This is a genomic window from Bernardetia sp. ABR2-2B (assembly GCF_037126435.1).
In the GTDB taxonomy this organism is placed as follows: domain Bacteria; phylum Bacteroidota; class Bacteroidia; order Cytophagales; family Bernardetiaceae; genus Bernardetia.
The window spans coordinates 4,212,170-4,239,133 of record NZ_CP147020.1 but is presented as its reverse complement, the minus strand read 5'-3'; the positions used below and the strand labels follow the sequence as shown (position 1 = coordinate 4,239,133).

Below are 26,964 nucleotides of genomic sequence, written 5' to 3'. Positions count from 1 at the left end.
TTGATTGTATAACTTCTTTATGGCTATAAGTTTGAAAAGTATAGAATTAAAATAAAAATCCTATTCTCTATACGCCTAAGGTAATTAATCATTTGAGTTATGAAATCTCTATCTTCTTTAAATAATCGTTTATATAACCTACTCAGAAGTATTTTCTTACTTCCATTTTTCACATTACCTCTTATTGGTTATATCGTTCTTTTATTAGTATTTTTCTTGGGAAACAATCATTCTCTATTTGCTCAAAAAGAAGTTTCCAAACAAATACAAGCAGAGCAAATACAACAAGCACAAGCTATAATGGGGCTGCGCTTCAAAAAATTTAATTCTGATGATGGTTTGGCTCAAGATAATGTTACAGCTATCTTACAAGATACTCGTGGTTTTTTATGGATAGGAACAGGCGATGGACTTAGCCGTTATGATGGTTATGAGTTCAAAAACTACACACACATAGTAGAAGATTCTTCCTCACTTTCATCTGGTATGGTAACGGCTCTACATCAAGACCAAAATGGAACACTTTGGGTAGGAACTACCAACGGTATTAATAAATATAACTTCACACAAGATCGTTTTGTACAATACAGACTAAAAGAAAACAAAATTTCTAACTTAAACATGCGTACAGTTAGAAGTATTTTTCAAGATAGTCAAGAAACACTTTGGGTAGGAACAGAAAACGGAATCAAGATTTATGACAAACTCAATAACAGTATTGAATATTCACAAGAATATAATGGTCTTTTAGATGTACCTGTTTTGGCATTATATGAAGATGCTGACAGTACATTTTGGGTAGGAACAGAAAACGGTCTTTATAAATTAGACAGACAGCGCAGAGCTTTTACTCCTGTTTTTATAGATGATACACAGCTTACACAAGCTCCTGTTTATACTTTTTTCGAAGACAAAAAACAAAACCTTTGGGTAGGAACACAAGAAGGTGCATTCAGATTAAATAGAAACCGAACAGAAGTAAAAAAATATTCCTCTACAACCTTTCCAAACACACTTAGTAATGATATTATAAAGACAATAGCACAAGACCAAAAAGGAGATATTTGGATAGGAACATATGGAGGTGGAATTAATCGAATCATAAAAAAGACAGAGCAAATCATAACTATTCGTCAGAATGATGCCGAACAGTATTCATTAAGTGATGATATTGTACAAAGTATTTATCACGACAGAAGTGGAATTATTTGGATAGGAACATATGATGGACTTAATAAATATGATGAGGAAAAAGAAGTTTTTTATAATTATCCAATTCCATTACAATACGTGGCTCATCATCTCCAAACTGAAATTTGGGCATTAGAACAAGATTATTTGGGAAATACATGGTTAGGAACTGAAAATGGTTTGTATGTCTATATGCCAAAACCTGAATCAACAGAATGGCAGCTTATCAAAATAAGTGATAAAATTGGACTTCGAAACAAACATATATTAAGCTTATTAGAAGACAAAAACGGAAATCTTTGGATAGGAACGCTACAAGATGGGTTATATAAATATAATTTAAAATCGTTAGGCTTGACAGGAAACTCCACTTCTGAAGCTATTCCATTTGACCTGACCAAATTAGCCAATAAAAAAGGGGGAAACTCTCCTCAGTTTGCTGATAATAGCATTTGGACAATGATGCAAGATACTTACAATGATATTTGGATAGGAACAAATAATGGATTGTATGCTATAAAAGATAAAACTGAAAAAGTATATAAATATACAGAAAGAGACGGCTCTGGATTGAGTGATAATTCAGTTTGGGCATTATTGCAAGACCGTTATGGTATTTTGTGGGTAGGTACAAGTAATGGACTAAACCGTTTTAGAAAACAAAGTCAAGATTTTATTACCTATAATCAAGCAAATGATGATTCTGGTGGACTTAGCAACAGTTATATTGTTACTCTCTTTGAAGACGAAACAGGTGTGCTTTGGGCAGGAACACACGGAGGAGGACTAAATCGTTTCCATAAAGAAGCTGATAACTTTACACATTATACCGAAAAAGATGGATTGCCAGACGGTGTAATTTATGCCATTGAGCAAGACAACAGTCGTCATTTATGGATTAGTACAAATAGAGGTTTATCAAGATTCAATATTGATACACAAGTATTTAGAAATTATGATTTGAATGACGGACTTCCAAGCAATCGCTTCAATCACAATGCCGTAGAAAAAACAAAAGACGGTGAACTTATATTTGGAACTGTATATGGAATTACTGTTTTTCATCCTGATAGTATTAAAGACAATAGTTATATTCCACCTGTTTATCTGACTAACCTAAAAATATTGGGTAGAGATATTCGTGCAAATGACGAAACAGGTATTTTAAGTAGGAATATTGCACAAACTGACATGATAACGCTTTCTCACGGACAAAATAGTTTTTCTGTGGATTTTGTAGCCTTAAATTATCGTCTTCCTAAAAAAACAGAATATATGTATAAATTAGAGGGATTTGATGATGATTGGCATTATACATCTTACCGAAATCACACTGCTTCTTATACCAATCTACCAGAAGGGAGAGAGTATATTTTGAGAGTAAAGGCTGCTAATAGTGACGGTTATTGGAATGAAAGTGGTGCAACGTTACGTATTTATATCAAACCTCCTTATTGGGAAGCTATTTGGTTCAAGATTGCATTAGCTATGCTTTTAATTGGTGCTGGGGCTTCATTTTGGTTTTGGAGAAATGGCGAAATGCAAAAACAAAAAAGTCGTCTTTCTATGGAAGTGCATCAAAGAACGAACGAACTAGAAGAAGAAAAAGAAAAATTACAGATTGCTTATAATGAAATATCAAATCAAAGCCGTCAGATTTTGGATATGAATGCTGTTTTGAAACAAAAACAAGCCGAAGTAATGGCACAGCGTGATGACCTTTCCAAACAAAGAAATGAAATCGAAAATTCGTACCAAAACGTACGTGTCCTTTCAGATATTGGACAGCAAGTAACTGCAACCTTAGATTTTGACCAAATGGTAGCTGTTCTGTATCAACACGTCAATAGCTTGATGAATGCCCCTGGGTTTGGAATTGGTGTTTTGAATGAAAAAACAAATTTAATTGAGTTTAGAGGATATTCAGTAGAAGGAAATCCATTGAATTATGACTTTAATGCAGCGAGAGACAAAACGCTACTCTCTGCTTGGGCAATTCGCAACCAAAAAGAAGTAAAAATAGGAGACCTTCAAAGTGAATATGCAAAATATGTGGCAGGTGAAGTTGTTTCGGTAGGAAATATACTTCCCAAATCTCTTATTTATTTGCCTTTAGCTATCAAAAACCGTCCTGTGGGTGTGCTGACAGTACAATCTTTAGAAAAAAATTCGTACTCTGACCGTCATTTAACATTATTGAAAGGTCTGGCTTCCTATGTTTCGATTGCGCTAGATAATATTCAAAATTATTCGGAACTTGGTCAAGCAAAAAATACAATTCAAGAAAGCAGTATTCGTATTATGGATAGTCTGCGTTATGCTCAAACCATTCAACAAGCCATCCTACCAACAGATGAAATGCTTGAAAATAGTTTTGATGATTCTTTTATGGTTTTTAGACCAAAAGATGTCGTTTCGGGTGATTTTTACTGGCTTAGAGAAATAGAAGGACGTACTTTTATTGCTTCTGTCGATTGTACAGGACACGGAGTTCCAGGGGCATTTATGTCTATGATTGGAAGCAGACTACTCAATGAAATTATTAATGAAGCAAATGTTCTTGAACCTGCCAAAATTTTGGATGAGTTACATGTTCGTTTAAAGAATGCTTTGAAACAAGATGAATCTGGAAATGATGATGGAATGGACGTTTCTCTATGTAGAATTGATGCTCTAGAAGAAGATACGCTAGAAAGAGAAATTGTTTTTGCAGGAGCAAAACGTCATGCTGTTTGGGTAAGTAGAGGAGAATCTCATATCTTGAAAGGCGACAAAAAATCTATTGGTGGCTGGAGAAAAAATAAAAAACGTCCATTCATTCAACTACAAATGACAGCCAAAAAAGGAGACGCACTCTATTTATTTACTGATGGAATAACTGACCAAAACAATATTTCAGGCACAAAATATGGTTCGAAACGTTTGCATCAATTATTGAATCAGAATTCAGATTTTGATATGAACGAACAAAAAACTATTTTAGAAGAAGATTTGGATCGTCATCAAGGAAATCAAAAACAAAGAGATGATATTACTCTGATAGGAATCAGACTATAAATTTAGATTTTAGAATTGATGACTATTCTAAACTGATTTTAACTCTGAATTATAAAATCTAAATTCTAAATTTGTATTTATGCTTGACTTATACCCTTCTTTAGCACACAAAGACGTTGTTTTGATGTATCAAGGTGCAATGTCTCAAACTATTTTGGCAACAATGGCAAAACGACTGCGTGAAGCTGAAGAAGATTATTTAGTTAGTAAACGTCTTTTTGGTATTATCATAGAGTTAGGTCAGAATATTAATCATTACTCTGAGAAAAGAGAATTTTCTTTGGCTGATAGAAGAGAAGTAGGCTATGGAATGCTTGTTGTCCAAAAAACCGAAACCCACTATATTTTTACAGCTGCCAATAAAATAAAGACAAGTAAAATAAAAAAAATGAAAAGTCATTGCGGACATATAAACTCGCTTAACCCTCCTAAAGATTTGCGTGTTTTTTATCGCTCTCAAAGACGTGCTACTCGCCAAGATGGACACTATGGAGGAAATATTGGCTTTATAGAAATGGTAAGAAAATCGAATAATCCATTAGAAACTGAATTTACTATTTCTGAAAAAAACGAAGAAATGGCGTACTTTTCTATTCAAGTAAAAATGAATCGGATTGAGGTTTTTTAGATATTATTCTATCTTAAAATAGTTTTTTTTGTTCTGCATAAGTCAAATAAGCAGCGATTTTGATTGTTATTATTCCTTCTTCTCTGTACATTCTTCTTGTAAAAAAGCTAACTTGTGGATAAATAATTCCTTCTATTTCTAAATCCCCTGCTCTTTGGTAGTTGCTAAAAAAACGATTCTCTTGAGTTTCAAATACCATTACATATTCTTCTTTTTGTCTTTTTTCTTCTTCCTCATCTTCTGCATAAAAATTGAATCGTTCGTTTCCTTTTATAGATAAATTGACTTTTGGAAAATTATCAAAGCACTCATATTGCACCATAACTAACAATACTTCTTTTCTATCTTTCAATTTTTGAGTAATAGTATCTTTAGAAACATCTAAGAAATAAGAAACCACATCTTTCCTACTAGAAGTTGAGTCTAATCTAGAATCCATTTCAATTTGCTCTATTGAATAAATAAACCGATTAATCAGTAGATTTGTCTTTATGCTCTCTTCAAAAGAAACTAAATATTTACTTTGTCCTTCTTTCTTAGAGGCACAACCAAAAAGACAAGCGATACAGAAAAGGTAAAAAGTTATTTTTGACAAATGATTTATAGATTTCATAAAATACAGTTTTAGGTAGAATTTAATTGAAAATAAAATTAGTTAAGTAGTTCAGAATCATCTAGCTCTAATGTATAATAATGTTCATTATTGTCAGTACGATAAATTAAACCTTCTTTTGATAACTCATCTTCTCTTTTCCATTGTGGATAAAGTTTACTACTTTCTGATATTCCAGTATGAACTTCGTATCTTAAGTAGCTTGATTGTGTTTTACCCAAATTAGTAATTCTTTTATAGTTGTAATTTGTATCATATTTCATTTTCTTTTCTGAAACATTATCTGTAATAGAAAATTGAATAGTTAAGTTTTGAGTTAAAAATTCTCTATTGTAGTATTGGAATGTTTCTGAAGTACCAACATCAAACTTTAAAGTCATTTTACTATCTGTTTCGATTACTTCATCGGTACGAACAGTATTCAATAACTTGAAGTAATCATCTTTCGTATTTACTTTTTTATCATCTCCTACATTCTGAACGTAAAATAGTGTAAAATATCCTCTATTGACAATTTTACTTTTTTCTGATTTATACTCTTTTAGAGAATAAAAAATATACTTTTCATAAACCTGCAAACTATCATCTTGAAATTTATGATTAGCTACTTCTTTACTTAGTTTATTTTTTAAATTTTGATGAATGGCAGCAAAATCAACTTCACGTTCTTGATTATCACAAGAGAAGAAAAAAAATACGACAAGTAATAGACAAGCAAAATTCAGTATTTTTTTGAATCGTATCATAATCAAAATTTTATAAACAGAAAAAATTCGTAATTCGTAATTAGCTGCGCTGCTTTGGCAGGTCGTAATTTAAACTTTATAAATCATTTTGTAGTGCATAATTCCACTTTCTTCAAAAACATCTCCGTCTTTTTTGAATCCACAACGCTCATATAATGAAACGGCTGCAAGTTGGGCGTGTAGATAAATTGTTTCTACGGTCTTGAACTCTTCCTTTTTCTGAATTTGTTGTAGCGCAAACTCTACCATTTTTTGTCCTGCTTTTTTTCCTCTATCTTCTTCCAAAACAGCAAAACGCTCTAGTTTTATTTTTTTGGGAGAGTTATCTTTATGCTTTTCAGTTACTCTAAAACGAGCTGTTCCAACTGCTTTTTCATTATTACTTTCATCTATTGCCAAAATATGAGTTGCTATTGCGTCTAGTCCATCAAAATCATCTTCTTCAGGAACATCTTGTCCTTCAATAAAAACAATTCTACGAATAGCAAAAGCACGTTCTAATTTTTCTGATGCCGTCGAATCAAAAAGCTGAATCTTCATAATAGAGGAGATAAAATAAATAAAAAAGAGGTTTTAAGGATTAAATTACAAAGATTTCAGAATCTAGTAGCACTTTTTAGGCTAAGTTCTGTAATTTTGCAGCCACAAAAATAATTTATTTAATTTACAAAGGACAACGTTTTACTAAAAATACTTTCAAATTTTGAATGACTTATTAATCTAACAGAAAAATATATTGATTATTTAGGTTAATTCGTATTCCGTAATTCGTAATTGTCTTTGATTCATTCATAAAATTCATAAAATTATGATTCAGCGTATTCAAAGTATTTTTTTATTGATGGTTTCTATCTTAATGGGACTGACTGTTTTTCTTCCTATTTGGGGAAAAGAAGTAGGAACAAACAAAATTCAGATAAATGCTATCGAAATGATACAAACTCTAGCAGGAGAAACAGTCATGGAACAAACAACAATTTATCTTGCTATTATTGCAGGTCTGACAGCTATTTTGGCTTTTTGGAATATTTTTAACTTCAAAAATCGTCGTTTTCAAATGAAAATTGCTCTTTTCTGCACTCTTCTTATTGCTGTTTTTATTGGGGTTTCTACTTTTCTAACCTATCAAGCACAAGATATTTTTTCTCCTGAAATGGGAGGAACTATGGCTTATGGATATTACCTTCCTGTGGCAGCTATTTTATTTAATTGGCTTTCTGTTCGTTTCATCAAAAAAGACGAAGATATGGTGCGTAGCGCAGACCGTTTGAGATAAGTTTTTCCTGTAAAATAAAAATCAAAAAAAGCCATTTCTATTTAGTTAGAAATGGCTTTTTTTAGTATAGCTTATTTTTCATAATGAAGCTGTACTGTAAACTTTAGTTTTTGGCTAAAAATTATAAATTTTCTTTCTTGGAATCAAAAGCACAAATTAGAGAAACTTGAAAAGCTCCATCATTTGGCGAATCAACAATGGCTTTTAGAAGAGAAACATTCAAAGCAATGGCTTTTCTTTCTACTCCCAACCCAAAGGTAAGATAACGATTATTACCCTTGTTTTCATTTTCATGATAATAACCACTTCTTAATTTCAATGCATTTTTATATGAATACTCTGCACCTAAAGCTAAAATAAGCTCTTGCATTTCTTCACTAAAACCATTTGGAGCATCAGAAAAAGAATTAAAAATAGAAGATACAACATTTTTTTGTGGTATTTGATTTGAAGAGTTTGGGGTAGGAACAAGTAGTTTATTTACATCAAAAGCAAAGGTAAATAAATTATCTTGATTCAAATGATGAGTCAGAGTTGTTCCGATAGCAAGATTTGCTGGTAAGTATTCTTTTGCGCCTAGATATGAAAAGGGTTGCCCCATATTTGAAATATTTACTCCTACATTCCAATCTACTTGTTTTTCATTAATTACGAAGTCTGTTTTGTAAAACAGAGATACATCCATCGCACCTACATTTTGAACAGAGTTAAAATAAGTATTAGAAGAATTGATAAATAATTGATTCGAACGAATATATCTAAACGTAGCTGCAAGGCTCAACTTCTCAGAGACCTTTTGGGCAAAACTAGCATCTAGGGTAAAATCGTAACCTAAATCTAATTCTTGTGATGAGTTTGGCATTGTGATATTACCAGCTTTTCCTTTTTCAAAATACCGAGAAGAAAGTGCTATTGCTTGTTCTTCATTTAGCTTTTTAGCTGCTGAAAAATAGCCAAACCACATATTGTCAGCCACTCTATGGAAAACAGGAGAATAAGAAGCTCCAAAATTCCATTCATTTTTGAGGAAAGATAGTTTTGAAGGATTCCAAAATGTAGCATTTACATTTGGAGAAAGTGCTACTCCTGCATTTCCCATGGAACTACCACGAGCATCAGGCGAAAAACGTAAGATAGGAACGGCTGTTCGAATTGCTCTAGACTGAGCATTGGCTGTTACTTGAGCAAAACAAAAATTAGAAAAACTACTTAAAATTAGCGTCAAAAGAATTGACAAACTGCTTTTTACTATTTGCATATTTATTCAAAAAAAAATAAAAGATATAAATAATTAGACGAAAGGGATTTACTTAGAATATTCAAAGTGATTTCGGAAGTTTGTTCTAACGAAAGGCAAGTAAATTTTTAGTCATTCAATCTCTTTTTTTTTAAATAAAAGCTTATTTATTTTCATTTCAAACCTATAAGGTTTTAAAAACCTTATAGGTTTGTACTCTCAATTAGTTATTTCCTTCCTCTGGCTCATCTATTTTTTCACCTTTATTGATATTAAATAAAAGAGAAAAACGAATAGTATCAGCAAGTGGATGTTGTTGTTGATTTGGAATAAGATAAGCGAAATCAAAACCAAAAACTTGATAACGCAAACCCAAACCTAATGTAAAATAACGACGATTTCCTTTTTCTTGATTTTCGTGAAAATACCCCCCACGAAGCGCAATCAAATCGGCATACCAATATTCTGCACCTACGGCAAAAATTGTTTCTTTTATTTCTTCGCCAAAACCATCAGGAGCATCTCCAAATGACTTAAAGATAGAAGACAAAACTGGGTCGTTTGCACCATTAGAAGCCGTGTTTTCAGGAGTAGGAACAAGTAATTTACTAACATCAAAAGCAAGAGTCAGTTTATTAAACTCATCAAATTCTGCATTGAAAGCTGTTCCTAGACGCAAATTAGCAGGTAAATAATCTTGTTGTGCAGCATCATTATAAGTTACTGGCGCACCAATATTTGAAATATTTAATCCCAATGCCCAATCTCCTTCAAAACTTTTGAAATTGAGTTTGCTCTTATAAAACATCGATACATCTACTGCACCTGTGTTAGCTGGTTTGACATTCTCAACAGGACCGTTATTAGTTACATTTCCTGCTAAATTGGAATGAATAAAACGAAATGTACCTGCAATACTTAACTTTTTGGAAAGTTGTTGGGCAAACGTTGCATCAATGGCAGCCTCACGAGGATTAAAATCTCTTAGAGGTTCGCCTCTAGCATCTGTGAATTGAAGACTTCCCATATCAAAATAACGGAAAGTAACACCTACAGTTTGTGTTTTAGAAATACGTTTCGAACCACTTACATAACCCAACCACATATCATTAACTAACCTTTGTAACCAAGGAGAATAAGATACTCCAAACGACCAATCATTTTCGATAAAAGCTAATTTTGAAGGGTTCCAATGTACTGAATTTGCATCAGGAGAAGTAGCTGCGCCCAAATCTCCCATACCAGCAGCACGAGAATCAGGACCTACTAACAAAATAGGAATAGCAGTAGTGATTACTCTACGTCCAGTAGAATCGACACCAATTTGAGCTGAAGCTGTATTAAAATTTGAGTAAGAAAAACTCACTAGTAAGCAACCCAAAACGGCTGCAAGAACTTTACGTATTTGCATACAATTATTTAATTTTTATAAGATAAAATTTCGAATATAATTTAGTTAAAAGCTGAAGGGATTAAGCCTCATTAAATCTTTTTTTTGTTAGAATACTATTTCTATTCTAATAAAATTAGATAAAACTGTATTCTTTGAATAAACTAGTTGCGACAAAATAAAAGACAAGTAAAATTTTTATTCATAGGCTAATCAGCACATAAACTAAGGGAAATACCAAAAGATTTGGCAAAAGTGGATATTTAACGAACGTTTACAAAAATATAAAAAAAAACACTTAAATGAGAATAAAGACAATCAAATCTATAAAAAACTTTGAAACGATTCAGATAAAATTTGAGATTACTTTATTTAAAAATTCAATTATAGTATTTATTTGTGAAAAAATTGTTTTATTAAACGGATTGTTTTTTGAGCAAATTGAATATAAAATGGCAACTCATTATAATCTAGTACAAAAAATAGCATTTCTTTACTGCCAAAACTAGCATAAAAACGAGCAACTTCTTTTTCTTGTGCTGATTCAAAATCTAAAATTGTTTCATAAATTGGTTCTTTACTTTGTCTTTCAAAATAATTTACTTTATTACTTTTTTCTTGAATGAATTTATCTAAAAACCATCTTCTACTCTCGTCTCTGTTATTATTCGGATTGGCTGCGTTGAATAAATAAATCCATTTTGTAGTAAAATGACTTTGGTAAAATGATTCACTCTTGGCGAGTAAAACTCCACTCAAAACTTCATTTTTATTATTTTGAATATAATATAATTCAGCCAAAGTCTTTTCTTTCAGAATTTTGAAAACTTTTTTTAATGTTGTTTTTGCTTGATTTGAAATTCCATTTTCTAAAAAAACGCTTTCTTCAAAAAAATCATACAGTAAATCTATATCATCATTTTCTATTTTTTTTATGGCTTCAAAATTCTGTTTTTGAGCTTGATTAATTCTATATTTTGTATCTCTCTTATAACTCTGACGAATCTTAGAGTAATTGTGCTGCAAAGAAAGATGATGATTTTTGTATTTTTTTAAATTTTCTTCAAATTTATTATCATTTTGATTATTAAACACTTCTTCAAACTCACTTTTAAAGTCTTCGTAATTTGTCGTATTAAATGGATAATTTGAAACCAATTTAAACTGCTTTTGAAGTAAAATCAAAAAGGCTTTAAATTCTAAAGTAGATAATTGTTGAGTAGAAAAAACACCTAATTGTTGTGCAAATAGAGGAACTTGTAGAAATGAAATTCCATATTTTTTCTTAACAGGAAGTGGCATGACAGCCAAATAATTTTGTTCATTATCTTCTAAAATAAATCCTTCCCAAGAAGGGGAAACAATATCCAAATACCACGAAAAAACATAAATAATATTTTCTTTTGATGAAGAAATACACTTATCCCATTTTTTTTTATTGATTTGATGATGTTTGAAATATTTCAAATAGGAATTGGGGATTGGAAATTAGGAATTAGGGAAATGCAAATACATTTTTTAACACAGAGTTACAAAGAACACAGAGAATGAAAATACGGAGTAAATAAAAATACATTTTCAAATACAATGAAATTAACTGGTTACTGATAACTGTAAAGCCATTTCTTGTTGAATTTCCTGTGCTGCTTTACCTGCCATTTCTGCAAAATCTCGGTCTTTACTGGCATAAATAATCTGACGAGAAGAGTTTATCAAAAGTCCACAGTCTTTTGTCAGTCCTGCCTTCGAAACTTCTTGCAAGTTTCCTCCTTGCGCTCCCACCCCCGGAACTAATAAAAAATGATTAGGGATAATTTTACGAATGTTTTCGATATATTCTGCCTTTGTTGCGCCTACTACGTACATAAGATTTTCGTCTGTTCCCCAGTTTTGGCTTTTTTCTAACACCTCTTCATAGACCTTTTTACCATTTTTGAGTTCTAACATTTCAAAATCTTGCGCTCCAGAATTGGAAGTAAGAGCCAACAAAATTGTCCATTTATCTTTTATTTCTAAAAAAGGCTTTACCGAATCCTCTCCCATATACGGCGCAACCGTAACAGCATCACAATTTAGATTTTCAAAAAATGCTTTCGCATACTGTGAAGATGTATTTCCAATATCGCCACGCTTGGCATCTGCGATAATAAAGACATCTTTTGGTAAATATTCAATCGTTCTTTGCAGACTTTCCCAGCCTTTTGTTCCTAGAGCTTCATAAAAAGCAGTATTGATTTTGTAAGAAACAGCATACTTTTCTGTCGCATCAATAATTCTTTTATTAAATTCAAAAATAGGGTCTTTTGCATTCAATAAATGAGACGGAATTTTTTTAATATCACTATCCAAACCTACACAGAGATAAGATTTTTTGGCTTTTATTTGGGCTACGAGTTCTTTACGGTTCACTTTTATACGTATTGTGTTGTTGGTGGAAACATCAACAACGGCGAGAGAAGTATCTGAATTTTATACAAAAATAGTATTTTTATCTAACTCTTTCAATGCTTGTTTTTGATTCTTTGTTTTTATCAGAAAAAGATAACCATTCTTCAATTTTATTTGTGATTTCATCATAGCGACTTTCATCAGGAATATGTTTGGCATCTTTCAAGATATAAATTTCTCTCAAATCAGCAAAGACTTTTTTCATACGTACAATTGCTTTTTCTTTTGGAAAAAAAACATCATTTTCTGCAATTATAGCAAAAACAGGCGCATCAAAATTTTGAGTATCTTTTTCAGTCATTAAAGGAGGACGACGATAATCCATTTTTACACCTAATAGAATATTTTTTTGAAGTTCTATCCAATGTTTGTCTTTGGTAGTGAAAAATGCGTCCATAAATTTTATTAAATCCTTTTCTTTTTTGGTAAAATGAAACTTAAAAAGTGGAATACTCAAACGAGAAAAAGAAGGCAAAAAATCGCCATTTGCAAAGCCAGAAGGAACAATATAAATTGCCTTTTTGATACTTTTCGGACTGACTCTTATAAGTTCATTCAAAATAAACGCTCCATACGAAATAGCAATCACAGGAACATTTTGAAGATGCAGTTTTTCTAAAACTTCGGCAGCCCATTTTCCATATTCATTATTTTTGAAATCAAGTGTTGTTTCATCGCTTTTTGTAGCTTGTCCGATGGTATCAATAGCATAAATACGATATTTTTCGTGTAAATTTTTCATTGCTTCCAATGCCACAGGCGCACCTGCATGAATACCATGAAAAACAACCAAAGGAGGTAAACTCTCTTCTCCTCTTACAATAATGTGTGTATTTCCTGCAAAGGTTTCGATATTCAATTCTTCATAACTATCTTTTGCAAAAGAGTTTAATTTAGCATCATACAAACGCATTAAATTCTGTTTGTAAGTTGGCTTTTTATAGATTGTTCCTGTTTTCATTGTAGTTAGATTATAATGTGTTCTCTGTCTGTGTAAAAGTTTTATTTAGAGTTTTTTATTCAGACTAGGAAGTCTGAAGTACCTCATTAACCTATAATTTGAAACAAAGATAATCAATAATTTTAAAATTAGTCCATTTGGACTAAAAATATTTTTCACTACATTTGTTCTATGAAAAACAAACCCAATACCAGCCAAGAAATTAAGAGAGTTGCAAAAGATTTATTCAATCAAAAAGGTATTCCTTCCGTTACGCTTCGTGAAGTAGCCAAAGAAATGAATAAGAGTTATGGAAATATTACTTATCATTTTCCGACAAAAGAAAAACTGATTGAAGAATTATATCAAGAATATAAAACTGAAATGCAGCAGGTTTCACAGGCTTTTTTTGGAGAAGAAAATCTATTTTTGTCTATTTTGAAAGCTCCTTTTTATACGTTTGATATTTCACTTTCCTATTTATTTTTCTTTAAAGACTATGTTTTTTTAATTAGGGAATACGAAGAATTAGCTAAAAAAATCAATCAAGAAAATGAGCAGCGAAAAGCTATTTTGAAATCTATCTTTGTGCAGCTTATAGAAAATGATATTTTTCGGAATGAGTTTGAAGAAAAGGATATATTTTATTTGATGGAACTTAGTGGTGCAATGCGAACTTTCTTTTTTATGCAATTACGAAATGAAGAGTTTGAAAAACTGAGCTTAAAAAATGAATATATAAATTATGTCAATCGCTTGATTTTTCCTTACCTTTCTGAAAAAGGAAGGATTATTTTTGAGGAGTTTGAGGAGAATATGATGTAGGATTGGTAAAGGATTTTTAGGATTTAGAGGATTGAAAATACAGATAAATGCAAATTGCTTTTTAAAAGAAAAGCTTAGTCTAAATCTCTTAATAGTTGTATTATAACTATTGTCAGAGTTGTTTTGGATTACTAAAAAACTACTGACAAAGTTTTACAAAAATCAATACTGCTGTAATGTATTTTGAAGCTCTGCACGAATTTGTTTTTCAAGAGGCGAAGGGCTAATCACACGAACAGACGAACCATAACCCAAAATCAACATTTTGAGTTCGTAATTTACAATCAAATGCAAACGGATTCTGTATTCATTATCATCTTCTACCAAAACTTCTTGTGTGTGATGCAAGGGTTGTGATTTGATATATTTTCCTTGAAAGGGATCAAAACTCAAAACTATATCTTCTGGCTTTTGATTTAATGCCGAAACGCCAATGCAGTAATGATAAAATTCTTCTGGATTAAATTTGGCTTGGTCTGGAGTAATGAAAAGGCTCTCATCAGAAGGTTCTATATCCATTATTCTATCTAGTCCGAAGGTTCTGACTTCGTTATATTTTCTTACCCAACCAATCAAATACCACATATTTCGGTATTCTTTTAATAAATAAGGGTGGATATTATAAGGTTTCGTGTGTAGCTCGTTGTGTTTTTGATAGAATATTTTGATTACATTTTGTTCTGAAATATGATAGATTAAATCTTTGAGTTGGTGTGTTCCTTTTCCTTTATAAATCGATTGTTCGACTTGAATAATTCGCTGAACATTTTTTTGGATTTCAGAAGTTTTGGCAATTTCCATTCCGTCCAAGACTTTATCTACTGCACCTGAAAACTCATTAAAAATAGGAAGCTCTCTAAACTCTCCCAAAAGAGACTCTACAAAAGCCATTGCAAGTTGTTCATCATCAGAAAGATTAACAGAAAGGAATTTGTATTTTGTATCAGAGTAAGAATATCCTCTCATTTTTTTGCTGTACTGAATTGGCGCATCAAACTCATCACGCATAGCAGCTAAATCTTTTTCGATAGTTGAAGCCGAAGAAACCCCAAAACGCTCTCTACAGGCTTCCAATAATTCATCTTTGGTAGGAAAAGGTTTGAATTTGCTGCGTAACATTTGGTCAATAAGCAAATAGCGAAAAAAAGCGAGTTTGGTAGCTGCCATATATCAATTACGAATTAAACATTATGGATTACGAATTATGAAATAATCAGTGTCGCTAATTACAATTTTAATCTGACGATTCATGAAAAATGAAGTAACTTTTGTATTAAATCATAATTCTAACAAAAAACGCATTTTAAATGGATTTTGCCAAAAAAATATCGTCTTTTTACTTTAAAGTATGTTACTGCTTTGGCTTTCTACTTTTTCTTTTCTTCTCTACTTTCTTTCCACTCTCCTTCATTAGTTTCTCAAAAAACGCTTCCTGCTCTTCGGTTATTACTTCACTTATAGAAAGAATACCTATATCCATTTCTAGCATATCTAACCAATCTGAAGTTTTGTAGTATTTTTGATAGATTTTTTCGGCTTCTTCAAACTGATTATTGACAAGGAAAGCAGCAAAAGCACCTTGTGTAAATAGCTCTTCTGTAAATCCTTTTTCTATTCCTGTTTTTGCAATCTGTAGTATTTCGCCTTTCTTATCTATATACAAACCATTGTTGATTGCTTCTGAGTAAGCTACTTCGTAGTCAAATTGGTCATCCTCAGAAAAGCCATTTTTAGTAACAGCGACCTCAAATAACTCAATTATTTTTAACGTAATTGGATATTTCTCTACTTCATACCCAGCTTCATCTAGCTTCTCATTGTATTGGTCTATTAAACCTAATATTTCATTCAGAGTTGCTTGTTCTAAGTCTTCTTTACTTGGTTCTACTCCAACACTGAGCAAATCAGGTGTATCGGGAGAGTATAAATCATTGTTCTCAAGAGGAGAAATTACAGCATTCCAAATTTTCATATTTCCACTTTCATCAACAGAATATATTTTATTGTTATCATTTGAAAATATAGCTCCTCTTACGTTATCTTGATGTCCTGTAAGAGTTTTGATGAGATTACCTTCCAAATCCCAAATTTTGATAGAACGATCGGTACTAGATGTAATTATCTGATTTTGATTAGTCGAAAAACCTCCTCCTAATACAAATGAAGTGTGTCCTTGTAAGTTAGCTTTTACTTTTCCACTCCAATCACTCAAAATAGCATTATCATTTCGTCCTCCTACAAGAATTCGTTCATTCTCCTTCGAAAACTTTAGAAGATATATATGATGAGGATATAAAGAACTAAAATTACTATACATGCTTTTATTTGATAACTGCCATATTTGTAACGTTCCTTTTTCATCTGCTACCCCTACATAATCTGATAACTCTGGATAGAAAGTAATTGCAGATACTTCTGCTGGTGTACTTATTTTTAAAATAGGTGTAGCCATATCACTTATATCATAAATCAAAACCTCTCCTTTATAGCGTCCTCTATCATTATTTATTCCAATAGCGATATATTTATTATCATCAGAAATGGCTACTCTTTTCACGTAGTGAGATAAAGTTATAGTTGCTTCTTTTTGTGTTAAATCTCCATTCCAAAGCTCTACTTCCTTTTTCCATAAACCTATAACAGCTTTTGTCCCATCTTTAGAAAATATTGATGACATGACTTCCGAATCGTACTGTTTCTCTCTGATTAATTCTCCATTTTCATTGTGCAGCTTCCAATATTTGTCATAAGAGGAAGTAAGTAAATTATTACTTATTTTATTTTGAGAAATAGCAGTAATTATTTTTTCATGGATTTTCTTTTCTTGAAGTAAACTCCCTTCATTTTGCCATACCAAGACAGTAGCATCGTGAGAAGAAGTAACCATCTTATCATCTATGAAACCAATTCCACTCACACGGTCTTGATGTCCTTTAAAAGTATGAACTAGATTGCCTGTTAGATTCCATTTTTGAACATTTCCATTTAATAATCCAGCTAAAATATAATTTCCATCAGGGGAAAAGCTAATACTCTTGACATAATCAGTAGGAGCTATAAAAATAGGTTCACTTGTATTTGATAATTTCCATAATATTATTCTTCTCTTTCCCCAACTTCCTGTTACTAATAAGCTATCATTTGGAGAAATATCAATTGCTTCTACATGTTCCATATCTGAAAAGAAATAATCTTGTATCTCTAAATTAGTATCAAGAATATTAGCACTTTCTATCGTCGAAACAATTATCTTTTTTCCATCAGAAGTAATTTGTATGTCTGTAATTTCTTCTTCTGATAAGTCATTTTCTGCAACAACTTCTTGTGTTTCGATATTCCATTTTCTTATATACGAGTTATAATCACCTGTAATAAGGTGTTTATTATCTGGCATAAATACAACTTTACTCATCGAAGTCTCGTCATCGTTTTGTAATGTTGTTACAAATTCTCCTTCCTTTGTCCAGACTGTTATCTTATTTTCCCCTCCCAAAGCAATAAGTTCTCCATCACTTGAAAAAGCTACTGTACCAATATATCCCTTATGCCCTGCTATGCTGCGAGTAAGTTCTCCATCGCTTGAAAAACCTGAATCTGCTGAGCCAACTCTATCTGCCCCTCCTGCTATACTAATACGTTTGCCACTACTATTTATTAGATGTGCTGTTCTATCCGAACTTCCTGTCAGTATTGTTCCATTAGGAGAAATAGCTATCTCATTGATTGAGGCAGTATGCCCTTTGTATTTTGTTTCGTAAAAGGAATGATTCCGATGGATAGAAAATACTACATCTTTGGTAATTGGTTTTGGATTTTCTTGGTACGCTTCTTTTGCTAAAAATAAGGCGTACGTTGGGTCTTTTTCAGTAAGTTGTAATGCTGTTGATATTTTTTCATTTGATTTGGATTCTGTATCAGCTAATTGTTGAGAAATGACAGCTTTTTCTTTTTCTTGTTCAGCTTGGTTTTGAGCCAGTTTAGCTTCAATCCGTTTTGCTTCTGCAAATTTTTTAGAATTGATTGCATCTGATAATGCTTTTTGAAGATTTTTTTCTTTTTCTTGTAATTGAACTAATGCTTTGCTTGTTTCTTGTTTTGCTGCATCAGCAACTTTTAAGGCTTCTTTTGCTCTTTCAGCTTCTTCTTCTGCTTTTATTCGATTTAGGTTAGCTCTATCATTCAATTTTTCAGCATACACACGAAGGCGATTAGAAGTATTATAGAGGTAATAGACATAAAAACTTATACCAAGAAATGCAATAAGTGCTACAACAGCCACAGCCAAAAGTCCCCTAAGGCGTTTGATTGTATTTTTTTCTTTACGCTCCAAAGCAAAAATAGCAGCTTGACTTTCATCTAAATATTCTCTTTGTAAATCTGTCGGTTGAGGTTGTTTTTTTTCTTTATCAGCAGACTCTAGCCATTCATTTGCCAATGCAAAACTACTTCCTCTAAGTAAATAATCTTTGTTTTTGTTACTCTGTTGCCATTGTAGAGCCTCTTTCTGCCAAACATTATGCATTCTGACATACTCTCTATCTGTATCTAAGGTTCGGATTACTTCTCCAAATTGCTTATTGAAATCTTTACCTACAAAATCAATCCATTGAACAGAAGCTAAAGCAGGAGGTAATGTAGAAGGGTCAGTTTCTCTATGCAAAACAGTAATAAAGCGTTTTCCTAGTTTTTGAGCATATTCTACTTCATCAGCACAGTAAGGCGACTCAATAGCATCAGGAGAAATAACAAACAGAAAGTTTGTTGCTCCCTCTATTCCTCTATAAATTTCTTGTTGAAAATCTGCACCTGAGGCAATACTTTCTTGGTCAAACCACGTTGTTTTGCCATTGAATTGTAATTCTTCATTTAGCTTTCTAGCAAAATCACTATCTGTACGAGAATAGGAAACAAAAATCTCTGTTTCTAAATTTCCACTTTTAGCTTCACTTTCTAAAATGAAATTTTCGTGCAAAGGCAGTGGCTGATGTTTGCTTAATTTTTGTCCTCGTTTGAGCCAGACTTTTGCTTCATCTAATTTATGTCCACGTAATAAAACAGAGGCATTATTATTTTGCCTTTCCCACTTCAAAGCATTAGTAAGAAATACTTTGTGCTTTTTGTAATGTTCTCTATTTCGGTTTATTTCTTCTACTAAAGTATCGATGTCTTTCTCAAAATCAGTCTTTTCGTTTTTGGAAGTAACTTCAGTAATTACATTATCTGTAAAATTGATATACTGCAGATTCTTGATTTGTGTTGGGAATTCTTTTGCAGAAACTTCTTCAATCAGCAATGGAATAATTCGTTTATTTAGCTTTTTAGCATATTCCAACTCAAAAAGACAATACTCTGAAATAATAGAATCTTTCGTAATAAAAAACAGAAAATTATCAGCTCCTTCAATTCCTCTTTCTATAGCTTTATCAAATTCCTCTCCTTTTACAATATCTCGGTTGTGTGTCCAAGTTGTAATTAAATGCCTTGCTAAAGCCAAACGAACAGCTTCTCGCTCTTCTTTATCTTGTGAGGAGTAGGAAATAAAACAGTCTGTGAGAAGATTTTCAGCATTTTTTCTTGATTCACATAAAAAATCAGTATGCAAATCAGAGGGCAAACAAGGCGATTGCTCAGTTGCAAATTCTTTCAAAAGCCACTTTTCAGCTTCTTGTCTTTCCTTTCCTACTAAAAGCAAATGAGAATCTTTATTATGACTTTCCCAGTTGAGAGCTTTAGCTAAAATTTCTGTGTGTGTTCTTACGTATTCTTTATGACTTTCTAAAAGACTCCAAAGTCCTTCAAAGGCAGGTTCATAGTCATCAAGTTGCTTGTAGTTTTCTTGTGGAATATCTTTTTGCCACTCTTGGCGCATATAGACCCAATTTATCTTTCCGATAGCTGGGTGGAGCTTATCCCAAACTTCTTTCGTTGTTGGTTCAATTTGAAGAATAGGAACAATGCGTTTTCCTCTCTTTACAGCCAAATCAATTTCCTTTCTACAATAGACTGATTTTACAGCATGAGGTGCAATAATAAAAATAAAAGTATCTGCTTTTTCTATTCCTTCGTCAATTTGATGCTGAAAATCTACACCTAATGGAATGTCATTTTGGTCAAACCAAACATTATATCCTCGTTCACATAAATCATCATGTAATTTTGTAGCAAAGGCTTTTGATTCGGCTCTACCGTAAGAAATAAAAACGTTATTGAAGTTGGACATAGAAGAAATAAACCGTTAATCTGTTTAATAGGTAGTTTTTTACAAATTACAGATAAAATAAATAGGGTACAAAAGAGAATGAAGAATAATTTACTTTGAATAAAATTTGCTTCTGATTTCAATCAAAGTTTTTTCTAAATTTTCGACATTTGGATACTCTGGTAAAGTAGAATTTTGATAGGCTTTCTCTAGAATTTCTATTTTTTTATCGGCTTTTTTTAGTAACTCTTCATACGTAAAAAAACCACTTCGTATTTTTAATAACTCTTCTCTATTAGGGCGTTTTACAAACACTTTTTTTTGTTCTAAAATCTCAATCGCCATATCTAAAAGACGAAAGGTGTGCATCATATTTTTTGCATCGTAATTTTTTCCGTGTTCAAGTGTATTTTCATAGCGTGTATCGTTTCGCTTTTCTACCCACTCCCAATATTGTTTGTATTCTTTGCAATGGGCTGCATAACCTTCTTTATTGAAATATAAATAAGCAATCGGTTTTTCTCCTTTCGGAATACTACTCAAACTAACTTCGTTCGAATCGATGTTTTTCAAAATTCCTTTATAATAAAAATCCGTTTTTTGATTATGATAAAAAAGTAAATATGTATTTTTGATATGATTTATTGATGAAAGTCCACAATTCTCTTGTTTGTAATCGTTTGTTTTGAGCCATTTTTGAAGAGAAATACTCCCCTTTCCGTTTGCTTGATTATCTAAAATATAACAAAAATCTAATACCTTTTTTCGTTCTTTCGGCATTGGATTAAAAATTTTCTTCTTTAATCCTTTTGCTTTTTTGATTTGTGTAAGGGCATAACCTGCAAAGGTATCTCTACACATTTTTGATAAAATATCTTCCGACTTTATAAGGTCAAGAATCGGATTTTTGTGAAAAATATCTTCTTTTGCAGTATGAAAAATCTCAATCGCAGACGGATTATTTTTTGATAAAAGTTCTATAAAACGCTTTATTTCATAAAAAACAATATCGTTTTTCTCATCGCTCACTTGTGGAACATACTCTAAAGCATAAAATTTTTCTTTGGGTAGAATAAAAATCCCTTTTATATCTGTGTCCGAAGTGGGTAAATCTGTTCCGTAGGCTTTGCTTCCTGCAAGTGCTTCTAGGAGGATTAGATTTTCTTTTTTTAGTGTTTCTAGGTTTATCATAAAGTTGTAGCAATATTTTTTAAAGAATACGGAAAATTACACCATCAAATAGGTTAATTGCACCAAAAAATGAGGGTTTTTACATTTATTCAAGGAAGTTTAGCTACAGAGTAGCGTAGTATTAGAAAAAATAGTTCTTCTCCCATCAAAAGCTGCGTAGCTGCGTAATATCGCTGTTTCTACGTATATCAAAATTTCGATATCAAGCAGCTAAAAACCAAAAAAATGTCCAAATTATATGTGATTAACCTACCATCAAAGCAAATAAGTGTAAATTTAATTTTATATTTTGACTATCACTATACTTTCTTCAATGCTATTAAAATAGATTTAAGCTTAGATTTGTCATTTTTCAAATGAAAAAACTACCTTTGTCATATCATTTAAAAAAAAGATTTCTAATCTTTACTTTATACTCATTCGAAAATATTTTAATCTATGGCTCAAATTCAGCATATTCACGCACGTCAGATTTTAGATTCAAGAGGAAACCCAACTATTGAAGTAGATTTGCATACTTCAAAAGGAAATATGGGACGTGCAGCCGTTCCCTCTGGCGCATCAACAGGAAAACACGAAGCTGTCGAACTTAGAGATAATGATTCATCTGCATTTTTAGGAAAGGGAGTTCTACAAGCTGTAAAACATGTAAATGAAATTATTGCACCCGAACTAATTGGTTTTTCAGTTTTTGACCAAAATACTGTTGATAAATTAATGCTGGAAATTGATGGAACACCAAACAAATCAAAGTTAGGCGCAAATGCAATGCTCGGTATTTCTTTGGCTCTTTCAAAGGCTGCTGCAAAAGAAGCAAATCTTCCTTTGTATCGTTATATAGGTGGCGTAAATGCAAATACACTTCCTTTGCCAATGATGAATATTTTGAATGGAGGTTCACATGCCGATAACGCTATTGACTTTCAAGAGTTTATGATTATGCCTGTTGGAGCAAAGCGTTTTTCAGATTCGTTGAGAATGGGAACAGAAATTTTTCATCACTTAAAAACTGTCTTGAAGAAAAATGGACTTTCTACTAACGTAGGCGACGAGGGTGGTTTTGCGCCAAATCTTCGTTCGAATGTAGAAGCTATTGAAGTAGTCTTACAAGCCATTGAAGCAGCAGGTTATAAAGCTGGACAAGATGTTTTTATTGCTCTTGATGCTGCCAGTTCAGAATTTTATGATGCAAAAGAAAAAGTATATCACTTCCATAAATCAACTGGCGACAAACTCACATCTGACCAAATGGCTGAATATTGGGCAGATTGGTGTAAGCAATACCCTATTTTATCAATTGAGGATGGAATGGATGAAGATGACTGGAACGGTTGGCAAAAACTTACACAATTGGTTGGAGATAGAGTTCAATTAGTTGGCGATGACCTTTTTGTAACGAATGTAAAACGAGTACAGGAAGGAATTGAAAAGCAAGTTGCAAATTCTGTTTTGATAAAAGTAAATCAAATTGGAACACTTACAGAAACAATAAATACTGTAAATCTTGCTCATAGAAACGAATACAAAACTGTTATGTCGCACAGAAGTGGCGAAACAGAAGACCATACTATTGCAGATTTGGCAGTTGCACTCAATACAGGACAAATCAAAACAGGTTCGGCTTCTCGCTCTGACCGTATGGCAAAATATAATCAACTTCTAAGAATTGAAGAAGAATTAGGAGAAGCAGCTTATTTCCCTGGATTAGATTTTTAGTGTTTTTATAAAGTCAAAAAACGAAACTCATAACTTTAGTTATTGGAAAACAGAACGTGCTACTTTTTTTCCTACGATTAAAATTAGCTTCGCTGAGGGCTAAAGCCGTTGTGGGTTTCGTTTATTTAACGTGAACTCGGCTTTTAACAAACTATAAATCAACTGTTTACACACTATTTTTTTGTATTTTGTTCCATCGGAACTATATGTTGGTAGAAAATAGACGATTAAAATCAAATTGTTCCGTAGGAACTACATATAAATCTTTGACGTGGAGAAATAAATATATAACTCCTAAAGGAGTAAAAATTGAAAAATATAATACCGAGTTCACGTTTATTTAAGAAAACAATTTGCTTAACATCAATCAGTGCATTTACTTATATCAAAAAACCGTTTTCAGAATTATTTTGAAAACGGTTTTGCTTTTTTAAATTTCAATTCTAAAATCTAACTTCTAAATTTGTTATAAAGTCAGCCAACGAACTAAAGGCAAAAGTTCTTTTTCCCATTGCCAATCGTAGGCACTCAAATAAAGTATTTCACCATTGGCATACGATAATTCTATTTCGTAAATATTCGAATTATCAATTTCCATAATCGGTTTAGAAACATCTTCTACAAGCAAAGGTTCTTTATGAGAAGTTTCCTCGTGATGCACATGAACAGTCTGGAAATCTACTTGTACACTATTCCATTCTTTTTTACGAAGCATTCTTTTGAGTTCTTTGTGTTGTTTTGGAAGCTCCCAACCTAAGACATAGTTTCCTTGCATTTCTATCCATTGATTACCTTTTGCCATATATTTTTTTGTGTTTCTATATGAAATGAGACAAGAAATAGGATTTTGTAATCTATAATTTTGGTATAAAGAACGCAAACGCAGACGAGCAATAAATGGATTATCAACAGCTTTAAAACCGTGTTGATAGTTTCTAGTAATAATTTGTTTCCAATTTGCCCAAGCAATTCTACTTTTTGGAAATGTATGTTCATGAACTTGTCGGCTTTGCATGGTACTTCCAATTGCGCCATGAGTTACCCAGACCGTTTTGCCATGTAATTCTCCTTCCCAAAAAGCATTTCCTTTTACCATATAAAGAGTTGCAGAATATTGCTCATCATCACCTAAAGAATACATTCTGAATGTTCCATTAGATTCATAATCCCATTCTTCATCAGTTGCGAGTTCATCCATCCAAAGAGAAACCTCTGACTGAATAGCATGAAAACCTTTTTTCCGAAGTTCATTTTTTACGTCTAAAGTAGTTGTAAAACCACGTTTTTTGAAATGCTCGTGTGCAACAAGTTGGATGTCAATCAAAGAGAGTGTTTTCATAATTATTTATTATTTAGGTTGAGAAGTTTTTAGAGTAATTTGTTGTTGGTGTTGCTATCGCTAAAACACCAACAACGGCTAGGATTTAATATATTACATTCGTAATTCGTAATCTTTAATCCATAATTAATTATCAATAATGCACTTCGACCAAATATCGAATCGTACATTGATTTTCTTTGTAGATTATAAATTCATTATTCAAAAGGTCAATGCCTCCTTTTGCAAAGAGAGAATCGGCTTCTGAATTTTGTTTTTTAAGATTTTGGTAAGTCAGACCAGCACACCAATCTTCATAATGTTCGATTTTGAGTTGTCTGCCTGTATGAACTTCATAGATTGCCAAAAATGCTTTTTTGTCATTTCCTCCTGTCCAAAATGAACCTGCCAACGAAGTATAATTCAAAGATTTTCGGCATTGGTCGGCAAAATAAAGTCCATAGCCAAACATTTTTCCAGTAATAAGTGCATTGGTGGGGCGCAAAATCAACCCTGTTTTTAAGATAGAAAGCCAATTTTCATTTCGGCTTCCATGCCATAATAATTCTGTTGTTCTGTACTTGCTTTCTTTTAGATTTTTATTAAAAATCTGTTCTTGTGCGATGTCTTTTACTGCATAGGCATTTACAAATTTGCCTACTTCATTTTGCATCATTTTTTTGATAGATTTTATTTGAATGGCATCTTTTACCTTTTTAGCATCTAAAATATCTACTTCAATTCCTAGTGCATCTAAAAGCGTAGTATTAGAAACAGACGACTGTGTGTCTTTACGTGAGTATGCTTTTTTTGCTTGTTGCAATCTCAATTCTACTTCGCCACGCATTACATCTAACGTTTCTTGTTCGTTTGTCAATATTTTCCTTGCCCTTTTCAAAATCTGTTTAGAAACTGTTTTTCCTGCTGTATATTCCAAAAGATAATTCTGAACAGTTTCCATTTTGCGTGGAATAATGCCGTAGAGTTCTAATAAAAGCGCATTAAACTCTATTGTATCAAAATTCTCTACTTCTTTTTTATTTATATTATTGGATTTGAAATTCACTTTTTTAGTCAGATTATCTAAAATACTTTGAGCTTCTTCTACTTGTGCCATCGTAACATCAGCAGCAGGAACTTCATAGTTATAAGAAATAGATTGCTGTGCATAGCGTGTAAGATGGCGAAAAAGCTCACGTACATCTCCATTTTTGATAGCTGACCAAGAAGCTAAAGAATTTTGATAGTTAGAATTGATAGAATTGTTCTTTGAAGACTTTTTGTCTAGCTCTTCCAAAAACAAATGAGTTACATCTTTATATCCTTTCCGTACTTTTTCTCTGTATTTGCTTTCCCATTGATACATAGAATATTCATTGATAGCTGCTCTTTGCCCTACTCTTCCATACGAAACCGAAAAAATATCATCAGAAAGCTGTTTCATTTCATAATATTTATTGTTGTTATGAGCCGTAACCATCACTAATTTTGCTGTTTTGAATCTGGTAATAGATTGAGAATTAGGGGAAATAGAAACTGTGTTTTGCATAATTGATAGATAAATTTGGTGTATAAAAAATTGACAATTTTATTAGTAATTTTTGAATTTCTATTAACTACCTCTCTTTTCAAAAGCTAATATAGCAACTATTTGCTAAATAAAATAGCAATTACTAATTATTTATACTACAAATTTAAGCTAGTAGGACGTAAGCCATTTGAGGACTAAAAAAAATAGCAAAAAAAAGCCATTAACTTTTTGTAGTTAATGACCAGAGTTTTTAAACATAGAGTTTTCAGAAATACAGAAGAAATGAAATTATTTATTTAAAGTTTAATTGATATATAACTACCACTAAATCAGAATATTACAATTTTAATTTTTGATTAATTAACTTCAAAAAGCATCTATTTTCTCTGATTTATACAATATTTTTTAAATAAAATGCAAACAAAACAAGTATAAGTAGGGTCTTATTCAAAATAGTTAGGTTGATATATTTAAAAGTGCAAAAAATAAAATAAATAAAATACAATCATTTAAAAACTCTCATGTACTCTTTTTTAACGCAAATCAGCTTAACAAACAATAAACGCTTAAAATAATTGCACTATTCCGTTATTTATAGGATTATTCCTGTAAAAACATACTCAAAAATACTTTTAAAATGTATCTAAAAGACATAGTT

General features: G+C 31.9%; 18 protein-coding genes. 5 read left to right on the top strand and 13 right to left on the bottom strand.

Annotated elements, in window-relative coordinates:
* The first annotated feature begins 99 nt into the window (after nt 1–99).
* Entirely contained in the window at nt 100–4,248 is a 4,149-nt protein-coding gene (locus WAF17_RS17895) for a two-component regulator propeller domain-containing protein (protein ID WP_338762584.1), read from the top strand.
* A gap of 79 nt (nt 4,249–4,327) precedes the next feature.
* Nucleotides 4,328–4,876, top strand: a complete 549-nt coding sequence (locus WAF17_RS17890) for a SiaB family protein kinase (RefSeq protein WP_338762581.1) — start codon at nt 4,328–4,330, stop codon at nt 4,874–4,876.
* Nucleotides 4,877–4,889: 13 nt separating this feature from the next.
* Here WAF17_RS17890 and WAF17_RS17885 read toward each other — a convergent pair whose 3' ends face one another.
* The 3 genes from WAF17_RS17885 to WAF17_RS17875 all read right to left on the bottom strand — a co-directional run bounded on the left by WAF17_RS17885 (nt 4,890) and on the right by WAF17_RS17875 (nt 6,775).
* Nucleotides 4,890–5,489, bottom strand: a complete 600-nt coding sequence (locus tag WAF17_RS17885) for a hypothetical protein (RefSeq protein ID WP_338762578.1) — start codon at nt 5,487–5,489, stop codon at nt 4,890–4,892.
* 38 nt (nt 5,490–5,527) lie between these two features.
* A complete protein-coding gene (locus WAF17_RS17880) occupies nt 5,528–6,235 on the bottom strand; it encodes a hypothetical protein (RefSeq protein WP_338762575.1) in 708 nt (235 codons plus the stop codon).
* A 69-nt stretch (nt 6,236–6,304) separates the two neighbouring features.
* Nucleotides 6,305–6,775, bottom strand: coding sequence for a GNAT family N-acetyltransferase (locus tag WAF17_RS17875; protein ID WP_338762572.1), 471 nt, complete (start codon nt 6,773–6,775; stop codon nt 6,305–6,307).
* A 268-nt stretch (nt 6,776–7,043) separates the two neighbouring features.
* Here WAF17_RS17875 and WAF17_RS17870 point away from each other — a divergent pair, with 268 nt between their 5' ends.
* Nucleotides 7,044–7,511, top strand: coding sequence for a DUF4293 domain-containing protein (locus tag WAF17_RS17870; RefSeq protein WP_338762569.1), 468 nt, complete (start codon nt 7,044–7,046; stop codon nt 7,509–7,511).
* Nucleotides 7,512–7,632: 121 nt separating this feature from the next.
* On the opposite strand, the gene porV (WAF17_RS17865) is transcribed toward WAF17_RS17870, so the two are convergent.
* From porV (WAF17_RS17865) to WAF17_RS17845, 5 genes are all read right to left on the bottom strand, one after another.
* A complete protein-coding gene (gene porV / locus WAF17_RS17865) occupies nt 7,633–8,769 on the bottom strand; it encodes a type IX secretion system outer membrane channel protein PorV (protein ID WP_338762566.1) in 1,137 nt (378 codons plus the stop codon).
* A gap of 202 nt (nt 8,770–8,971) precedes the next feature.
* A complete protein-coding gene (gene porV / locus WAF17_RS17860; RefSeq protein ID WP_338762562.1) occupies nt 8,972–10,159 on the bottom strand; it encodes a type IX secretion system outer membrane channel protein PorV in 1,188 nt (395 codons plus the stop codon).
* Between the two features lie 372 nt (nt 10,160–10,531).
* Nucleotides 10,532–11,605: a hypothetical protein gene (locus tag WAF17_RS17855; protein ID WP_338762559.1), complete on the bottom strand. Its 1,074-nt coding sequence runs from the start codon at nt 11,603–11,605 to the stop codon at nt 10,532–10,534.
* 126 nt (nt 11,606–11,731) lie between these two features.
* A complete protein-coding gene (gene pyrF / locus WAF17_RS17850) occupies nt 11,732–12,547 on the bottom strand; it encodes an orotidine-5'-phosphate decarboxylase (protein ID WP_338762557.1) in 816 nt (271 codons plus the stop codon).
* 79 nt (nt 12,548–12,626) lie between these two features.
* Nucleotides 12,627–13,547: an alpha/beta hydrolase gene (locus tag WAF17_RS17845; protein ID WP_338762555.1), complete on the bottom strand. Its 921-nt coding sequence runs from the start codon at nt 13,545–13,547 to the stop codon at nt 12,627–12,629.
* Nucleotides 13,548–13,718: 171 nt separating this feature from the next.
* Between WAF17_RS17845 and WAF17_RS17840 the strand changes: the two genes are divergently transcribed.
* Nucleotides 13,719–14,351, top strand: a complete 633-nt coding sequence (locus WAF17_RS17840) for a TetR/AcrR family transcriptional regulator (RefSeq protein WP_338762552.1) — start codon at nt 13,719–13,721, stop codon at nt 14,349–14,351.
* 162 nt (nt 14,352–14,513) lie between these two features.
* Here WAF17_RS17840 and WAF17_RS17835 read toward each other — a convergent pair whose 3' ends face one another.
* From WAF17_RS17835 to WAF17_RS17825, 3 genes are all read right to left on the bottom strand, one after another.
* Nucleotides 14,514–15,518 carry a WYL domain-containing protein gene (locus tag WAF17_RS17835; protein WP_338762550.1) on the bottom strand — a complete coding sequence of 335 codons (1,005 nt, stop codon included), beginning with the start codon at nt 15,516–15,518 and terminating at the stop codon, nt 14,514–14,516.
* A gap of 184 nt (nt 15,519–15,702) precedes the next feature.
* On the bottom strand, nt 15,703–20,571 hold the full coding sequence (locus WAF17_RS17830) for a TIR domain-containing protein (protein ID WP_338762548.1): 4,869 nt from the start codon (nt 20,569–20,571) through the stop codon (nt 15,703–15,705).
* Between the two features lie 90 nt (nt 20,572–20,661).
* Entirely contained in the window at nt 20,662–21,741 is a 1,080-nt protein-coding gene (locus WAF17_RS17825; protein ID WP_338762546.1) for a nucleotidyltransferase domain-containing protein, read from the bottom strand.
* Nucleotides 21,742–22,179: 438 nt separating this feature from the next.
* Here WAF17_RS17825 and eno point away from each other — a divergent pair, with 438 nt between their 5' ends.
* Nucleotides 22,180–23,457 (top strand): phosphopyruvate hydratase, encoded by a 1,278-nt coding sequence (gene eno / locus WAF17_RS17820; RefSeq protein ID WP_338762544.1) that lies wholly within the window; start codon nt 22,180–22,182, stop codon nt 23,455–23,457.
* A gap of 466 nt (nt 23,458–23,923) precedes the next feature.
* On the opposite strand, the gene WAF17_RS17815 is transcribed toward eno, so the two are convergent.
* The gene (locus WAF17_RS17815; protein WP_338762542.1) at nt 23,924–24,796 is read right to left on the bottom strand and encodes a hypothetical protein; all 873 of its coding nucleotides are present in this window, start codon (nt 24,794–24,796) and stop codon (nt 23,924–23,926) included.
* A 133-nt stretch (nt 24,797–24,929) separates the two neighbouring features.
* Nucleotides 24,930–26,324: an ADP-ribose polymerase gene (locus WAF17_RS17810; protein ID WP_338762540.1), complete on the bottom strand. Its 1,395-nt coding sequence runs from the start codon at nt 26,322–26,324 to the stop codon at nt 24,930–24,932.
* Nucleotides 26,325–26,964: the final 640 nt, after the last annotated feature.

Excerpts from the sequence above, each read along its gene's own strand:
- WAF17_RS17885 (WP_338762578.1), bottom strand. The coding sequence starts at position 5,489 with ATGAAATCTATAAATCATTTGTCAAAAATAACTTTTTACCTTTTCTGT.
- WAF17_RS17810 (WP_338762540.1), bottom strand. The coding sequence starts at position 26,324 with ATGCAAAACACAGTTTCTATTTCCCCTAATTCTCAATCTATTACCAGA.
- porV (WP_338762562.1), bottom strand. The coding sequence starts at position 10,159 with ATGCAAATACGTAAAGTTCTTGCAGCCGTTTTGGGTTGCTTACTAGTG.
- WAF17_RS17835 (WP_338762550.1), bottom strand. The coding sequence starts at position 15,518 with ATGGCAGCTACCAAACTCGCTTTTTTTCGCTATTTGCTTATTGACCAA.
- WAF17_RS17875 (WP_338762572.1), bottom strand. The coding sequence starts at position 6,775 with ATGAAGATTCAGCTTTTTGATTCGACGGCATCAGAAAAATTAGAACGT.
- eno (WP_338762544.1), top strand. The coding sequence starts at position 22,180 with ATGGCTCAAATTCAGCATATTCACGCACGTCAGATTTTAGATTCAAGA.
- WAF17_RS17870 (WP_338762569.1), top strand. The coding sequence starts at position 7,044 with ATGATTCAGCGTATTCAAAGTATTTTTTTATTGATGGTTTCTATCTTA.
- WAF17_RS17880 (WP_338762575.1), bottom strand. The coding sequence starts at position 6,235 with ATGATACGATTCAAAAAAATACTGAATTTTGCTTGTCTATTACTTGTC.
- WAF17_RS17825 (WP_338762546.1), bottom strand. The coding sequence starts at position 21,741 with ATGATAAACCTAGAAACACTAAAAAAAGAAAATCTAATCCTCCTAGAA.
- WAF17_RS17815 (WP_338762542.1), bottom strand. The coding sequence starts at position 24,796 with ATGAAAACACTCTCTTTGATTGACATCCAACTTGTTGCACACGAGCAT.
- porV (WP_338762566.1), bottom strand. The coding sequence starts at position 8,769 with ATGCAAATAGTAAAAAGCAGTTTGTCAATTCTTTTGACGCTAATTTTA.
- WAF17_RS17845 (WP_338762555.1), bottom strand. The coding sequence starts at position 13,547 with ATGAAAACAGGAACAATCTATAAAAAGCCAACTTACAAACAGAATTTA.
- WAF17_RS17830 (WP_338762548.1), bottom strand. The coding sequence starts at position 20,571 with ATGTCCAACTTCAATAACGTTTTTATTTCTTACGGTAGAGCCGAATCA.
- WAF17_RS17895 (WP_338762584.1), top strand. The coding sequence starts at position 100 with ATGAAATCTCTATCTTCTTTAAATAATCGTTTATATAACCTACTCAGA.
- WAF17_RS17890 (WP_338762581.1), top strand. The coding sequence starts at position 4,328 with ATGCTTGACTTATACCCTTCTTTAGCACACAAAGACGTTGTTTTGATG.
- WAF17_RS17840 (WP_338762552.1), top strand. The coding sequence starts at position 13,719 with ATGAAAAACAAACCCAATACCAGCCAAGAAATTAAGAGAGTTGCAAAA.